At 67.2% G+C, this 16,609-nt stretch carries 9 protein-coding genes; 1 reads left to right on the forward strand and 8 read right to left on the reverse strand.

Annotated elements, in window-relative coordinates; genetic code table 11:
• Positions 1-40 precede the first annotated feature (40 nt).
• Complete coding sequence (locus ACFWZ1_RS08295) at positions 41-1,468, reverse strand: sugar porter family MFS transporter (RefSeq protein WP_439666044.1); 1,428 nt, start codon at positions 1,466-1,468, stop codon at positions 41-43.
• Between the two features lie 119 nt (positions 1,469-1,587).
• Between ACFWZ1_RS08295 and ACFWZ1_RS08300 the strand changes: the two genes are divergently transcribed.
• Positions 1,588-2,655, forward strand: coding sequence for a LacI family DNA-binding transcriptional regulator (locus tag ACFWZ1_RS08300; protein ID WP_439666045.1), 1,068 nt, complete (start codon positions 1,588-1,590; stop codon positions 2,653-2,655).
• A gap of 66 nt (positions 2,656-2,721) precedes the next feature.
• On the opposite strand, the gene ACFWZ1_RS08305 is transcribed toward ACFWZ1_RS08300, so the two are convergent.
• The 7 genes from ACFWZ1_RS08305 to ACFWZ1_RS08335 all read right to left on the reverse strand — a co-directional run bounded on the left by ACFWZ1_RS08305 (position 2,722) and on the right by ACFWZ1_RS08335 (position 16,395).
• Complete coding sequence (locus ACFWZ1_RS08305; protein ID WP_439666046.1) at positions 2,722-3,657, reverse strand: alpha/beta hydrolase; 936 nt, start codon at positions 3,655-3,657, stop codon at positions 2,722-2,724.
• Positions 3,650-5,320, reverse strand: coding sequence for an alpha-amylase family glycosyl hydrolase (locus ACFWZ1_RS08310; protein ID WP_439666047.1), 1,671 nt, complete (start codon positions 5,318-5,320; stop codon positions 3,650-3,652). Before ACFWZ1_RS08310 ends, ACFWZ1_RS08305 begins: the two co-directional genes overlap by 8 nt.
• 96 nt (positions 5,321-5,416) lie before the next feature.
• Positions 5,417-6,907 carry an MFS transporter gene (locus tag ACFWZ1_RS08315; protein WP_439666048.1) on the reverse strand — a complete coding sequence of 497 codons (1,491 nt, stop codon included), beginning with the start codon at positions 6,905-6,907 and terminating at the stop codon, positions 5,417-5,419.
• A gap of 101 nt (positions 6,908-7,008) precedes the next feature.
• Complete coding sequence (locus tag ACFWZ1_RS08320; protein ID WP_439666049.1) at positions 7,009-9,180, reverse strand: Six-hairpin glycosidase-like protein; 2,172 nt, start codon at positions 9,178-9,180, stop codon at positions 7,009-7,011.
• Positions 9,181-9,287: 107 nt separating this feature from the next.
• Entirely contained in the window at positions 9,288-11,624 is a 2,337-nt protein-coding gene (locus tag ACFWZ1_RS08325) for a glycoside hydrolase family 31 protein (protein WP_439666050.1), read from the reverse strand.
• A 287-nt stretch (positions 11,625-11,911) separates the two neighbouring features.
• A complete protein-coding gene (locus ACFWZ1_RS08330) occupies positions 11,912-13,465 on the reverse strand; it encodes an alpha-amylase family glycosyl hydrolase (RefSeq protein ID WP_439666051.1) in 1,554 nt (517 codons plus the stop codon).
• A gap of 101 nt (positions 13,466-13,566) precedes the next feature.
• Positions 13,567-16,395 carry a TonB-dependent receptor gene (locus ACFWZ1_RS08335; RefSeq protein ID WP_439666052.1) on the reverse strand — a complete coding sequence of 943 codons (2,829 nt, stop codon included), beginning with the start codon at positions 16,393-16,395 and terminating at the stop codon, positions 13,567-13,569.
• Positions 16,396-16,609: the final 214 nt, after the last annotated feature.

The following is a 16,609-nucleotide window of genomic DNA, read 5'->3' on the forward strand; positions in this document are numbered from 1 at the left end:
TGCGCGACCCCCGCATGGGCGGTCGCGCACAGGGTTTTCGTCAGCCAGGCATGTCCTCCAGCTCCATGCCCTTGGTCTCGCGTACCGCGAACACCACGAACAGCAGCGAGATCAGTGCGAACGCGGCATACAGGCCGTAGGCGAAGCTCAGTCCGATCTCGGCCAGAGCAGGGAAGGTCGAGGTGATCAGGAAGTTCGCCAACCACTGCGCCGCGGCCGCCACCGCCAGCGCGACGGCGCGGATGCGGTTGGGGAACATCTCGCCCAGCAGCACCCACACCATCGGGCCCCAGCTCAGGCCGAAGAACACCACGTAGGCGTTGGCCGCGACCAGCGCAACCATGTTCCATGGCGCCGGGAGGGTCAGGTTCGCACCGACGCCGATCGACTGCGAGAAGCACCAGGCCATCAACGCCAGGGTGACCGTCATGCCTGCCGAGCCGATCGCCAGCAGCGGCTTGCGGCCGACCTTGTCGACCAGCGCGATGGCGACCAGCGTCACCAGCACGTTGACGATCGAGGTGATCACCGTGATCGAGAACGAATCGGCCTCGCTGAAGCCGACCGAATGCCACAGCGCCGAGGAGTAATAGAAGATCACGTTGATGCCGACGAACTGCTGGAACACCGAGAGCAGGATGCCGACCCACACCACGGGCAGGAGCCCGAAGCTCGCGCCGCGAAGGTCGCGAAGGCGCGGGCGGTATTCCATCTTCAGGCTGCGCTCGATCTCGCCCAGCTTGTAGTCCAGCGCGGTGTCGCTGCGCATCGCCAGCACCCGGCGCAGTACTTCGCGCGCTTCGGCGATGCGCCCGCGGGCGACCAGGTGGCGCGGCGACTCGGGCACGCCCAGCACCAGTGCGCCGTAGACCAGCGCCGGCACGACCGCCACCAGGAACATCCAGCGCCAGGCTTCCAGCCCGAACCAGAGTTTCGCCGAGGCGCCGCCGGCGGTGGCGGCAAGCCATGCATCGCTCAGCAACGCGGCGAAGATGCCCAGCACGATCGCCAGCTGCTGCAGCGAACCGAGCCGTCCGCGCACGTGCGCCGGCGACACTTCCGCGATGTACGTCGGCGCGATCACCGATGCCATGCCCACGCCGATGCCGCCGACCACGCGCCACAGGATCAGGTCCCACATTCCGGTGACCAGTCCCGAGCCAATCGCGCTGGCCGCCAGCAGCAGGGCGGCCACCTGCATGGCACGCACGCGGCCCAGGCGGTCGGCCAGCGTGCCGGCATACCATGCACCGGCCGCCGAGCCGAGCAGGGCACAGGACACGGCCAGGCCGATCCGTCCCGCGTCCAGCTGGAAGCCGCCGCGGATCGCCTCCACCGCTCCATTGATGACGGCTGTGTCGAACCCGAAGAGAAAGCCACCCAGCGCCGCTGCGGCGGCGATCAGGACGATGCGTGCCGTCGCACGTTGTTCCAGTGCCAGGTCGACTGGCGTCTGCTGCGTACTCATCCGTTCTTCCCCCGAAGGTCCCCAGGACGACAATGGTGCGAGTCTGGCTGCTGCCGCGGTCGCCGTCCGGCTGAATACGTATGCATGGCGAGCCGGCACGCCGCGGCCGCCCGATGGTAATGTTGTCCGAGTCGGCCGTACCAGAGGTTTCCGCAGCAGTGAGCAAGGCCAAAGCGACGTCGATCGACATCGCCCACCTGGCGGGGGTTTCCCAGGCGACGGTTTCGCGCGCCCTGCGCGGCAGCCCGCTGGTCAGCGAGGAAACCCGCGAGCGCATTCGCGCCGCCGCCGAACAGTTGCGCTACAAGGTCGACAAGAACGCCTCGAACCTGCGCCTGCAGCATTCGGGCACGTTGGCGTTGCTGCTGTTCGAGGACCCGACCACCGACGGCTCGAACATCAACCCGTTCTTCCTCTCGATGCTGGGGTCGATCACCCGCGCCTGCGCCCAGCAGGGCTACGACCTGCTGGTTTCGTTCCAGCAGTTCTCCACCGACTGGCATGCCGACTACGCCGACAGCAAGAAAGCCGACGGCATCATCCTGCTCGGCTACGGCGACTACCTCGCCTACCGCGCGCGGCTGGAAAAGCTGGTGGCGATCGGTACCCGCTTCGTGCGCTGGGGCGCGGTGCAGTCGGACCAGCCGGGCGTTTCGGTCGGCTGCGACAACTTCAGCGGCGGCGAGGCGGTGGCGCGGCACTTCATCGGGCAGGGTTGCCGACGGATTGCGTTCCTGGGCGATGCCTCAAGCCACTATCCCGAATTTTTCGAGCGCTACCGCGGCTATGCCCGGGCCCTGCAGCAGGCGGGGCTGGAGGTCGACGAGAGCTTGCAGGTGGACGCCGAAAGCACGCAGCTGTGCGGGCACACGGCCATGTCCGAACTCATCGCCCGGGGCGTGGCGTTCGACGCGGTGTTCGCCGCCAGCGACCTGATCGCCTTTGGCGCCATGAGCGCCCTGGTCGAGCACGGCTACAAGGTGCCGGCGGACGTGCCCGTGGCCGGCTTCGACGACATCCCGATGGCGCGCTTCGCCAGCCCGCCGCTCACCACCGTGCTGCAGGACACGCGCAGTGCCGGCGAAGTGCTGGTGGAAAACCTGCTGAAGATGATCCGCGGGGAGCCGACCGAAAGCGTGATGCTGCCGGTGAAGCTGATGGTGCGGCAGTCGAGCGTGCGGCCGTAAGCGTGGTTTCTGCCCACTCTCCCTGCCGCGGCGGCGGCTGGTGTGAGGGCCAGGGTCCACGGGAAGTCAGGGCCGCGCCGAAACCGGAAAGGCCCAGCGCAGGAACACCGGCAGCATCTTCGCCCACGAGGCTTGCTGGTGGTGCCCGCCCCGCAGCAGGAAGACGGTCACGGCGGCATCGGCACCCATTGTCGAGTAGCCGAGCTGGCGCAGGCCACCGAGCTGCACGCCGTCGCCCTGGTAGCCATCCACCAGGTCGTTGAGGTCGTCGATCACGTCGATCACGCCGTCATGGTCGCGATCGTTGGTCTCCTCGGCCGTTCCCGCGGCGAACCAGAACTTCAACCCTTCGCGCTTCGGTCCCCGATCCACCATCGCCTGCGGCAGCCGGCTGCGCTGCACCGCTGCCGCGTCGCCGCGATCGCCGGCCAGCCAGAACGAGGGCGACATGGCGCCAACCTTGCCGAACACGTCCGGATATTCCCAACCCAGGTTGAACGCGTTGAGTGCGCCGAGCGACCAGCCCATCACCGTGCGCTGCCCGACAGCGGCGCGCGTGCGGTAGTGCGCATCGATGTAGGGCACCAGCGATGTGGCGACCCAGGCCGAGTAGTCCGCGGCCTTCAGGCCGATTGCACCGATCCGCGATCCGCCGACCACGCTCTGGCCGCGCTGGCGGTCGGAAAGCCCGTAGCCACTGGCGCGGTCGTGCAGCATGTCGATGGCGACGACGATGACCGGTTCGATGGCCTTCTCGCGATACAGCGAGGCCAGCGTAGCCTCGAGCCCCACCGCCTGCATGTCCTGGCCGTCGTTGGCGTAGAGCACCGGGTAGCGTGCGGTCGAATGGGCATAGCCCGGCGGGAGATACACCGTGACCTGAATGCGCTCGGGCGCGAAGGCCGGGGCATCCAGTGCGAGCTTCTGCCCCTGCGCATGCACGGCGCAGGGAAGCAGCAGCACGGCCAACCACCAAACCCACCCTACGAAACGCTCAGTCATGCGCGTGGCCCTTGTCGCTCATCAGGCGGGTGAGTTCGGCGACGAGGTCGGCGCGGGTGGCTGGCGCGTCGAGCAGATAGACCGCCACGTCGTGCGGCCCGACGCTCGCATCCAGCGCATCGTCCGCCACGGCGATCGCCGCACCGCCCAGCGCCGCCTGCCAGCGACCCGGCTGCAGGTATTTCGTCACATGGAACCGCGCGGCCTTGTCGCCCTTGTTGAGCAGCACCAGCGCGATCTGGTGCGCGCCTGCCTTCTGGTACACGCGATAGAACGCCGCCTGGTCGCCGCCCATGTGCTCGACCAGCATCAATCCGCGCTGCAATGCCGGCGTGCGCGCGCGCAGGTTGGCAATGCGCTTGAGCTGTCGATAGATCGGGCTCTTGCCGGCAGCATCGATGCGCCCCTGGCCGTAATAGTTGCGGTTGCCCTGGTGCTCGGCGCGGCCGCGCTCGAAGCCGGTCTCCGAGCCGTAGTACACGGCCGGGATGCCGCGCGTGGTGAACAGCCAGTTGTTGGCGTCGATGAAGCCACGGTCGCTGGCGTCCATGCGCGCCATGTCGTGGTTGTCGTAGAAGGTCACCAGCTCGTATGGGTTTTCGTACGGCCCGTTGGTCAGGTAAAGCTTCGACTGCAGCTGCGCGTAATCGCTGCCGGGGTGTTCGAACACGGCCTTGATCGCCGCTTGCTGGGGGAAGTCGAGCAGGCTGATACCACCGTTCTCGGGCCAGGTGTATTTGCCGATGTTGTCCGGGCTGTAGTCGAACGCCTCGCCGTACATGAAGAAGCCAGGATGCTTCGCGCGGATGCGCGCCGAGAACTGTTTCCAGAAGCTGGTCGACATGTGGCTGATGGTGTCGATGCGGAAAGCGTCCGCCCCCTGGCCGATCCACTTCAGATACGCGCCCGTGAAGTAATCCAGCACCGCCGGGTCGGACTCGTCGTTGTTGGACAGCTGCGCCAGGTCTTCGTATGCGTGGTAGAAGCGGTGCAGCGGGTTGTGGCGCGGATCGAGCTGCCACGGCGGCAGGTTCTGCTCGTCGGCAACCAGCTTGCCGTGTTCGTCGAAGATCTGCCCGAACTGCGGCTGGCGCACCGGCATGGTGAACGCGGGCGAGCCGTGGTTGAGCACGATGTCCTGCACCACCTTCAGCCCCGCCTTGTGCATGCCGGCGGTGAACTGCGCGAAGTCCAGGTCCTTGCTCGGCAGGTGTTCGTCGAGCTTGTAGAAGTTGGTGCCCCAGTAGCCGTGGAAGCCGGTCTTGCCGCGGTCGGAGAACTTCGAGCCCCAGTAGACCGGGTCGCCGCCGGTGAAGGCCTGATCGGGGTTGTCCACGATTGGAGTGATCCACACGGCGCCGAAGCCCATGCCGCGGATGTAGCCGGCGTTGTCCAGCACACCCCTGAAATCGCCACCGAGGTAGCCGATGTTCGCGCTCTGGCCCCTGGGCGCGCCGGACACCGGGATGTCGAAGGTGGGGTGGACGCCGCCCTGGTCGCGGTAGTCGTTGGTCCGGTCGCCGTCGACGAAACGATCGGTCATCACGAAGTAGATCGCGTCGGATGCGAACGGCGCGGCCGTGCCATAGAAGTCCGGCTGCGGCGTGGCGGCCTGGGCCAGGCCGACGACCAGCGTGAGGACCGGACCGATGGATGCGTACATGACTTTCATGTGTCTGAAGCCCTGTGCAAAGGATTCAATCCTGCGGGCGCCCGCTGGCGGGCGATGCACTTGAGGGCATCGCCCGAACGTGGGCACCTACAGCGGCGAGGCGACGGGTTGCGGTGCAGCTTCGGGCTCGCGCACGCGCAGCGTGCAGAGGCCGGCGACGATCAGGCTGGCGCCGCCCAGCGCCAGCGCCCAGATCGGCTGGCCGTGGAAAAAGGTCTTCAGCAGCAGCCCGAGCACGCTGGCGGCCAGCAGCTGCGGGATGACGATGAAGAAATTGAAGATGCCCATGTACACGCCCATCTTCGCCGCCGGCAGGTTGTCCGACAGCAGCGCATAGGGCAGCGACAGGATCGAGGCCCAGGCGAAGCCCACGCCGATCATCGAGCCGACGAGCCAGCGTGCGTCATGCAGCACCACGAACGACAGCAGCCCGGCGCCGCCCAGGCACAGGTTCACCAGGTGGCTGACGCGCAAGCCCCAGCGGCGCACCATCCACGGGATCAGCAGGGCCGCCGGGACGGTCACGCCGTTGTAGACGGCAAACAGGACGCCGGCCCAGTTGGCGCCTTCGTTGTAGGCCACGCTGGTCGTGTCGGTGCTGCCGAAGAAACTCTGCGCGACGCCCTGGGTGGTGTAGATCCACATCGCGAACAGCGCGAACCAGGAGAAAAACTGCACCCAGGCCAGCCGGCGCATCGGCGCGGGCATCGCATACAGGTCGCTCATCACCTGCTGCGCCATGCCGTGGCCGCGGGTGAAGGCGACCCAGACGAACAGCAGGCCGAACACGGCCAGGCCAGCGCCCAGGAGGTAAAGCTCCTTCTCCAACCCGAAGTGCGCAATGGCCAACAGCAGCGCGACGCCCAGCGCCAGCAACAACGCGCCGAAGCGCCACGCGCCGGAAGTATCGGCCGGCGTTTCGGTGGGGGCCTCGTCGGCCTGCTCACGGAGCTGCTGCGGCGGGTATTCCGGGCTGGTGACGATCGTCCACAGCACCGCGCCGAGCAGCACCACGCCGCCGGCATAGAAGGCGTACTTCACCGTGTCGGGGACGCCGCCGGCGGGGGCGACGTTGGCCACGCCCAGCTTCGCCAGCAGCCAGGGCAGGGCGGAGGCGACCACTGCGCCCACGCCTATGAAGAAGCTCTGCATGGCATAGCCGAGCGGGCGCTGGCGCGGCGGCAGCTGGTCGCCGACGAAAGCGCGGAACGGCTCCATCGACACATTGATCGAGGCATCCATGATCCACAGCAGGCCGGCGGCGATCCAGAGGGAAGGCGCGTTGGGCATCCACAACAGCGCCAGCGTGGTCAGCACCGCGCCGACCAGGAAGTAGGGCCGGCGCCGGCCCAGCCGGTTCCAGGTGTGGTCGGACAGGTGGCCGACGATCGGCTGCACGATCAGGCCGGTCAGCGGCGCGGCCACCCACAGGATCGGGATGTCGGCCACGTCCGCGCCCAGCGTCTGGAAGATGCGGCTGGCGTTGGCGTTCTGCAGGGCGAAGCCGAACTGGATCCCCAGGAAGCCGAAACACATGTTCCAGATCTGCCAGAAGGACAGGGTGGGTTTGTTGCTCATCCGGGGCTTCCGTCAGCAAAGGTTTTCTGCAGGAGCGCACCCCGTGCGCGACCGGCAGCACGGCTACCGCGCACGGAGTGCGCTCCTATGAGGATTCATGGTCAAAGCGGCGCGATCAGCAGATCACCGACGTCGGCTTCGTTGAGCGGACCTGACGCACCGCCTTCACCGCCGGTGTAGTGCGCGTTGTGGCGCAGGTAGCTCATGTTGAAGCCGTCCTCGAGGCTGAAACGGCAGCTTGCGCCGGCCTTCGCGCTGAACTCGCCCCAGGTGGAATGCTGGCGGCCGTCGCTGTGCGGCATCACCAGCGGCAGGCGCTGCGGCGCGCCGTCGCCGCAATCGACCAGCAGCCATTTCACCGCCGCGGTGATGCCGGTGTTGATCGGGCCGTGCGGGTTGGCGTAGTCCAGCAGGGCGCGGTACCGGCCGCTCGCCGGCGCCGTCCAGTGGCGCGGCCACGCGCCGGTGACGTGCGCGCGATCGCCAGGGCAGGCCTCGGGGCTGGGCAGCGATTCAATGCCATGGGTGTCCACCCGGGTCACGCGGATGCATTGCAGCGAGGTGTTGCGCGCAAGCGTCGTGCTGCCGTCGATTTCGCCATGGCGGCGGCCGTTGACGTAGAGCACGCCCTTGCCCGGGCTGCGTACCCGCCAGTGGTCGCCATCCGCCTCGACGGTGGGCGCCGCCGGCGTGGCGGGCGCGTACAGCGGTGCGTCGGTACGCAGGGGGCGCTCGGGAACCTTGATCGCCTTGAGCATCACCATGGTGTGGCGACCGTCCTGCTGCGTCGAGCCGGCCACCAGCAGGTTGCCATCAAGCGCAGCCGGCCGGCGCAGGGTGATGCGGCGGTCGTGCAGTTGCAGGTCGATGTGGTCGGCCTCGCCGAACAGCATGGGAACGAGCGACACGGGCAGTTTGGGTTCCACGCGACCGTCGTCGGTCAGTCCGAACACCCCCTCGATCGCCACGTCCAGGAAACCGGCCACCGACCACAACTGGCGCGGCGAATTGACGACCGGGCCGCTCAGCGGGCCATCGTCGACGTGGACGCCCTGGGTCGCGAGCTCGTAGTTTTCCATGTTGGAACCGGCGAGCGCCGCGCCACGGATGACCGAGCGGATTTCGTGTGCAATGCGCAGCGGATCGTCGACCGCCCGCGCCGCACGCAGCGCATAGGCGCTGACGAAGGGCCAGATCGCGCGGTTGTGGTAGATCGGCTGGTCGGCGCGCTCGGGCCAGATCACCGGGCTGCCCGAGGGCCAGGTCGGGTAGTTGGCCAGCGCCTGGCGTGCGCGCGCCGGATCGGCCACGCCGCTGGTGATCGCCAGCGACAGGCTGAGCAGGTCATAGGCCTCCACCGGAAGGCCGTCGCCACCGAGGTAGCTCATGTAGAGGCCGCGGTCGGCGCGCCAGAAATGCGTGTTGATCGCAGTCTTCAGCGCCCCAGCCTGGGCGCGGTAGTCGGCCGCGTGCGGGTCGCCATGCCGATCGGCCAGGTCGGCCGCCAGCTCGAGCGCCTGGTAGTGCAGGACATTGGTGGAAAGCGCGAAAGACTGGGCGATGAACACCACGTTGTCCGCCGTCCAGACGGGATAGGTCTGCTCGCGCCAGTCCAGAAAGGACGTTTCGCCGCGATAGAGCCCGAGCGCCGGGTCGAAGGCGTACTGCCGGTCCTGCGCCAGCGTGTCGCCCAGCGCCTGCCGCACCCGGGTGGCGAAGCCGGCGTCATCCAGCAGGTGTTTCGCGCCAAGGAACCACACGATGCGGTCGGTGCTGATCGGCCAGCTGCCGCCCGAGCCGGTGTCCTGCATCACGTACAGCCCTTGCGGCGCCGACGGCGCGCGCACCTCGGACAGCTTGAACTCCAGTCCGTTGCGCGAGCGTGCGGGATCGAAGCGCCACAACCCCAGGTCGATCGCGTACGAGAGATCGCGCGTCCACACGTAGGGCCATTTCTCGCCCGTCTCGAAGCACACGCAGGGGATCGGCTGGCCGTGGTCGAAGGCACCGTCGCGGATGGCCTCCACCGAGTCCCGCTTGAGGTCGTCCTGGGCCATCGCGTAGAGGCCGTCGAACAGGCTGCTGCCGGTGGCGGCCTCGAGCGGGGGCGCGGGAATCACGCGCTGGCCGGTCGGCCATCCGAGCACGTAGCTACCCTTGTCGCTTTTCTGCATCGACACGTGCACGCCGTGCCAGTCGAAACCGTCGCGCCATGCGGATTCGGGGACGTTCGGGGCGGCTGCCATCGAGGCCATCAGCAAAAGGCTCAGCATGGTGTTCGAGGCTCCCGGCAGGCGTGGGGTTGCTTCGGCGCCGCTCCGTTGGAGAGAGCGCCCGGTGAAAGGGCCGTGCGAACACGGCCCGTCCAGCGATACGTCGCTTACTTCACCACGTCAAGCGTGACGGTCTGGCCCTTGCCGGCAGCCACGCGTACCCAGGTCACCGGGCCGAAGCGGTCTTCGCCCACGGCCCAGCCGTCGTCTGCGGAGGCGCGCAGGGCGTCGGCGCTGGCGAATGCCTCCAGCGCGCGACCGTTGCTGCGCACGGCATGCGCCGGTTTGCCGTGGAACTTCAGCAGCCAGGACTTCAGGACAGGCTGGTAGCTGCCCTGGGGCGATGCGATGGCGAAGGCCACGCTGTCCCCGTGCGCCTCCAGCTGCATCGACTGCAGGAAATATTCGCCCTGCTCGTAGCCGTAGGTCTTGCCGTCGTCGTCGTAGTAGTCGAAGCCGGTCGCATGGTCGGCGGGAAACAATTCCACCGTCAGCTCGGTGAGCGGCTGCTGACCCACGTAATCCATCACCGGGGCGACCGGGATGATGGCGCCTTCGCGGATGTAGAGCGGGATGTCGCTCCAGTGCGTGGCATCGGCCCGGTGCTCGATGGTCTGGCCGCCGGCGTAGTGCCTTCCGCTGAACCAGTCGATCCATTCGCCGGCGGGCAGGTAGACCGGCTTGGTCGTCTGGCCCTGATCGACAACGGGCGATACCAGCAGGCTGTCGCCGAACAGCCAGGCGTCGACGTCGTTGCGCAGGTTGGCGTCGGTCGGCCAGTCGAACATCAGCGGGCGGACCAGGCCGACGCCGGTGGCGCGGCGCTGGTGCTCGTAGCTGTAGATGTAGGGAATCAGCGACTGGCGCAGGCGGATCGCGTCGGTTGCGGCTTTCTCCGCGACCGGGCCGTACACCCATGGCTGGCGTTTCTGGTTGAAATCGCCATGCACGCGGAAGACGGGCGTGAACGCGCCGAACTGGATCCATCGTGCGTAGTTTTCCGGCGACGGCGGACCCTTCTTGAAGCCGCCGCCGTCCATGCCCCACTGCATCGCACCGACGTTGATGGCGCTCAGCATGCGCTGGCGCTGCCCGGCCATGCTTTCGAACCCGGTGAGGATGTCACCCGACCAGAGGCCGTAGGCGTAGCGCTGGGCGCCCAGGTAGAAATTGCGGTTGAGCGACCAGACGCGCAGGTCGGAGATCGCGCGCTGTCCGTCGTAGAGCGCGCGTTGCATGTCCATGTGCTGCAGGTCGACGGCGACGTCATCGGCCTCGTCGTTCCACCAGCCGACCATGCCGGTCTCGAACGAATGCTTGAGCGCCTTGTTGAAGAACCAGGCACGCGCGGCAGGGTCGGCGAAATCGATCTCGCGCACGGTCTGGTGCGAGAAGTAGTCCGGCGCCGGGTCGCTCTGTGCCAGCCAGTAGCCGTGCTCGCTGGCTTCGCGGCCCTCTACGGTGTCCACATGAATGCGCGGCTTCATGATGCCGGTCAGGTGAACGCCCTGGGCGTCGAGCAGCGTCTTGAGCTTGCCGCTGTCGCCGTCGGGGAACTTGTGCTCGTTCCAGCGGAACTCGCCGTAGTTGTCCTCGCCCCAGGCCTTCCAGTCGAAGTCGAGGGTGAAGTTGTCCAGCGGGATGTGGCGTTCGCGGTAGCCCTCGACGATGTCGAGCAGTTCCTTCTGGTCGATGCCCCACTGGCTGTTGGTGAAGCCCATCGCCCATTTCGGGAACAACGGGCTGCGGCCGCTGACCTGCGCCAGTGCGCCGAAGATCGCGTGCGGCCCGCCGACGAAAACGTAGTAGTCCAGCCCGCCATCGAACATGCGCGCGTCGATGCGGGTGTCGCCCAGCGCGATCTGCCCGCCGACGCCGTCGATCAGCACGCCATAGCCGGCGGTGGTCCACACGAACGGCGCGCCGGCATGGCCCTGCTCGCCGGCGGTGACCGGGCGGTAGCCATCACGCAGCAGGCCTGCGGTGGCAGCCTCGGTGGCATCGAAGCCGCCGATGCCGTACATCGGCTCGCCCTTGGCGTGGATCAGGCTCAGGCGTCCGTGGCCCAGCGAGGGCAGGGCGAACTGGCGCAGCAGGGGCGCCTGGCCCGGCACGCCGATGCGCAGCTCGCCGTGTTCCTTGTCCCACACTGCTTCCAGTTGGGCCGACTGCAGCCGCGCGCCAGCGGCATCCTGGGAGATGTCCGCGCTGGGCCGGGCCGAAGCGTGCAGCGCGGGATCGATGACGATCGTCGGCGTCGCCGCGTGGCCGGCCTTGCGCATCTGCACGTGCAGCGTGCCGGGGGCGGTCAGTTCGACGCGAACTGTGTCGGCACCGAGCGGAATATCGAAGCCCGGCGCGGCGGGCGCGATGGAAGCGGGCCTGGCCAGCGCAGCGTGCGCCCGGGCCTGGGAAAACGATGCAGCAGCGGAAGAAGGGGACACCAGCAATACTCCGACAACAAACAACGTGATCGGCCCCATCGACGCGCGCTTGAGCTTTGTGAAAAGCGCGTGCAGGCGACCGGGGCCGGGCCCATAGTAGGGGCCTTTACGCACGTCGCGACACCCGGTTGCATACGTATTCATCTGTGACATGGCGCGGTTTTCCGATGGTGCGGTGCACGATCCGGACGTGCGGGCGGCGGGCGTAAAAACGGACTCATCCGTACTGCGGTGCCGGGTGATTTCACACTCCGTGGACGTCGGCCGGCGCGGGCGGACACGGCGCCTCACTGCAGCACCACTGATGCGTAGGCCGGCAATCGCAATTGTCCGGAGTCGATGCGAGCGTCCGGCATGCTGGCCAGGCGCACCCGGCTGAATCGCGCGAGCGTGCCGGCCAGTTTCAGTGTCTGCGGTTCACGGGAAAGGTTGTGTACGACCAGCACGTCAGTGCCGGCGTGAGCGAGTTCCCAGGTCGCGAGGTGGGGATTGGACACGGCCGGGACGCTCAGGACGCCCTCGCGGAGCGCAGGCACCTCCTGGCGCCAGCCGATCAGCATGCGGTAGCGGGCGAGTAGGGAATGCGCATCGTCCTGCTGGGCCTCGACCGATACGCCGGGGCCATCGCCGGCACTGAAGCGCTTCCAGCGGCTCTCGCCGGCAGCGCGCGGGTCACGATGCCAGCGCATCGGTTCGCGCAGGTCGGGGTCGGGCTTGGTGCCGCGCATGCCAAGCTCCTCGCCGTAGTAGACGAAGGGTTCGCCGGGCAGGGTGAGCAGCATCGCGGCGGCCATGCGCATGTGCTGTGCGTTGCCGGCGAGCTGGCTCATCACCCGCTCCTGGTCATGGTTCGACAGGAACGGGGCATCCTTCCCGGCCGGGATGGCGGCCGCCACGCGCTGGAGCAGGGCGGCCAACGCTCCGGAGCGCTCGTCCCGCGCGCTGGCGACGAGGCGGCTGGCAAGCGGGAAATCGAACACCGCATCCAGCGGGCCGAACCAGGGGCCGAGCTCGCCCGGCTGCTCCCGCGTGACCTCGCCAATCAGGTAGACGTCCGGATCGGCTTCCTTCATCGCCCGGTGGAAAGACGACCACCATTGAAGGTTCTTGCGCAGCACGGCCGGGTCGTCCGCTTGCGTCGCGAAGTCGTAATAGACGTGCTGTGCCGCATCGAGGCGAAAACCGTCGACGCCCTGCGCCAGCCAGTAACGGCCCACGTCGTCGATTGCCTCGCGCACGGCGGGCGTGTCGAAGTCGAGGTCCGGCATGGCGCCGGTGAAGGTGCCCAGGTAACGCTGCTTGCCCAGCGCATGCCAGGCCGGGCCGCCGGTGGCGCTGGTCGCCTGCAGCGTGGTGCGCGGCCCGGCCCAGGTATACCAGGCGTGGTGCGGATTGGCCGGATCGCGGGCCGCGAGGAACCATGGATGCCGGTCGCTGGTGTGGTTGACCACCAGGTCCATGATGACGCGGATCCCGCGCGCGTGGGCCGCATCGACCAGCCGATGGAAATCGTCCAGCGTCCCGTATTGGGGATTGATCGCGCGGTAATCGGTCACGTCGTAGCCGTGGTAACTGGGCGACGGGTTGATCGGCATCAGCCAGATACCGTCGACGCCCAGCGACTTGAGGTAGTCGAGCTTGGCGGTGACGCCGTTGAGGTCACCCACGCCGTCGCCGTCGGTGTCGTACCAGGCGCGCACGAAAATCTCGTACCACACGCCGCTGCGCGCGGCCGGCTGCGCCACCTTCTCCGGGGGCGCGGCGGCCTGGAGGTCGCCGATGCCGCAGAGGAGGGCCAGGCAGGCGGTCGCGAGGCGGATCGGGAGTCGATTCGGCTTCATGCAGGCTTCCCGTAGGCAAAAAAAAAGGACCCGCCAGGTCGCGCGGGTCCGGGGAGAATGACGCGCCGGGCGGGCGGGGAGGTGCATGCCCGGCGCGAGGCTTACAGCGCGTAGGTGAAGCCGACCAGATACTGCCGGCCGAACCACTGCAGCGTGCCCGTCTGCGCCTCGTTGCCGAAGTAGGTGCGGGTCGGTTCGTCGGTCAGGTTGTTCACCTGGAACAGTACGCTCAGGCCGTTCTTGAACGCATAGGAGGCCTGGTAGTCGACCACCGTCTCCGGCGCGTAGTAGACGATCTGCGTGTCGACGGCCATCTGGTTGGACACGAACGCGCTGCGATGGCGGACCGACAGGCGGGTGTCGAAGCCCTGGTAGCCATAGAACAGCGTGCCGTTGATCACGCGCGGCGACAGGCCGGGCAGGCCCATCTTCTGCGGTGCGCCGCCGAGGGTCGAGGTCGAGGTGACCTGGCTCTGCGAGTACGAATAGCTGCCCGTGAAGCCCAGGCCCGACCAGGCGCCTGGCAGGAAGTTGAACACGCGCGAGTAGGAAAGCTCCACGCCACGCACGAAGCCGCCCTTGTCGTTGTTCACGGCCGTCTGGTACTGGCCGTTCTCGTACGGCAGGCCCGTCGCCGGGTTGATCGGCACCTGGATGCCGTTGCCCGCGAAGTCGTACGGGTTGATCGTGTAGTCCTCGATGAACGAGTCGATGTGCTTGAAGAACAGCGCCGCGGCGAACGCGCCGCTCGAGTCGGGCGAGTAGTGCTCGAACGAGAGGTCGTACTGCTTGGCGTAAAACGGATCGAGGAACGGGCTGGTGTTGCCCCACATGTTGTAGGTGTTGCCGTCGATCCACGAACCCGAGCCGGTCAGCAGCTTGTTGAGCGGCGGACGGGACATCACCTTGGCCGCCGCGAAACGCAACTGGTTGGACTCGTCGAAATGCCAGTTGAGATTCAGCGAGGGCAGGTAGTCGGTGTAGGACTTGCCGCGGCGCACGTGGATGTAGTCGGTGCTCGTGACGCCCAGTTCGTCGGTGATCGGCTCGCCCTGGCCGCTGCCGATCTGCTGCAGGCCGTTGGAGTACTGCGAGGTGTGCACCACGCGCACGCCGACGTTGCCGGTGAGGTTGTGGTTGGCGACGTTGGTGTCGATGTCGGCCATCACGTAGCCGGAGGAGACGTGCTCGTCGACCTCCGCGCTCTGGATCATCGTCCAGTTCGCATTCCAGTTCTTGGTCGGCGTCGGCGTGATGCCATTGGCGGCAAGCACCGCCAGCGTGTCGATCGACAGGAAGCACGGGAACGAGGAGAGATTGCCCTCGAAGCAGACCTTGTGCGCGTTGGACGGATCGAGCGCCAGCGGCGGCTGCCCGTCCGGGTACTGGCCAAAGTCGTTGCCGTACTCGAACGCGCTGCGGTCGGCGTTGTAGGTACGGCGCGAATAGCGCACGCCCATTTCCAGCGCGGACAGGAAGCTGTTGTCCACGAAGTCGTAACGCACGTCGGTGCGGAACGCCTTGCTCTCGTCATCGTAGACGTACGGGTACACGCCCACCTTGCCCAGGCCCATGCGGGACAGGTCGGTGTAGTCGTGGTTGAAGCCGACCGTGCCCGGCTGCATGCCGTTCAATTGGTAGTCGACCACTTCATCGTTGGCCGCCACCGGGTTGGTCGCACTCATGTCGTTGTAGAGCAGGCCCCAGGACACGCCGTTGTTGAAGTCGCTCTTGGCGTGCGAGTAGGAGACGTCCGAACTGATCGTCCAGCCGCCGAGCATCCACTTTGCGTTCAGGCCGCCGGACAGCACGCTGTTCTTGAGCGAGTTGTCGTCGTTGGTGGTCTGCACGACGAAGTAGGGATTGGCCGGATCCTGGGTGATGGTGCCGCCGGTTACCGCGCCGTTGGGCAGGATCACCGGGTTGGTGATGATGCCGTTGTTGAGCGTCTTGACGCGGAAGCCGTGGCCTTCGCTGGTGGTGTCGAACTTCGAATAGAAGCCGTCCGCCTTCAGCTCGAAGCTGTCGCTCGGGCGCCACTGGAGCACGGCCATGTAGCCGTTGCGGCGGAGCATGCCGCCGTTCTGCTGCAGCTCGAAGCCCTCGCTTGTGTACTCGTTGGTGCCGTCGCCGTTGACGTCCTTGGTGCCGTTGAAGGCCAGGCCGTTGAACTGGTCGGCCACGTGCGGCTGGTAGAGCGAGGCGAAGCCGGCGGCCAGGCCCAGCGTGTCGTGCAGGAACTTGCCCTGGAACGAAGCGCTCACGCGATAGCCGCGCGCATTGGCGCCCTCGGTCTCGTTGGCGCGGTCGTTGTAGCTGCCACGCACGTTGAGCACGCCGGAGTATTGCTTGGCGTTGTCCAGCGGGTTGGAGGTCTGCATCTCCACCGTGCCGGCGACTCCGCCTTCGATCAGCGAGGCCTTGGGCGACTTGTAGATCGCCGCCTGGCTGATCAGCTCCGACGGGTACTGGTCGAACTGGGTCACGCGGCTGCCGCTGGTGGCGGCCTGTTCGCGGCCATCGAGCGTGGTCTCGACGAAATCGCCGGACAGGCCGCGGATGTTGATCGCGCTCGATTCGCCGTCGATGCGTTCGGCGGCCACGCCGGGCAGGCGGGTCAGGGCATCGGAAATCGAAACGTCGGGCAAGCCGCCGATGTCCGCGGCAGTCACGACTTCCTTGATGGTATCGGCATCGCGCTTGACGTCGATGGAGGTTTCCACGCTCTTGCGGAAGCCCGTGACGGTGACACCCGTCAGTTCGGTGGCCTGCACTTTGGCTTTCTTCTGCCTGGCCTTCTGCGTGCTGGTGCTATCGGTCGATGGCGTAGCCTGGTCGCCCGTGTCCTGCACGCCAGCCGCATGGGCGGCAGTGGCCGCGCACAGCGCCGATGCCAGCGCAAAGGCAAGCACATTGCGTTTGAGTATCACCGTTTTCTCCCCCGGACTTCGTTTGTTCTGTTGGCATCTGTACCGATGCGTGTGTGGCCTGGGCCGGTGCTTGCCTGGCAAGCCGGCGCGATGGGCATGGTAGGTCGCCCCCTGAAGAGCGCACAGCCGTATGCATACGTATTCATTGTTGTGCTTTGCATCGAAAACCCTGGCGGCGCGGCGTTTCTCGCGGCCTCTGCCAAGCGGCTGCTTT

It is taken from the genome of Frateuria sp. GZRe14, assembly GCF_051900395.1.
Taxonomy (GTDB): Bacteria; Pseudomonadota; Gammaproteobacteria; order Xanthomonadales; family Rhodanobacteraceae; genus Frateuria_A; species Frateuria_A edaphi.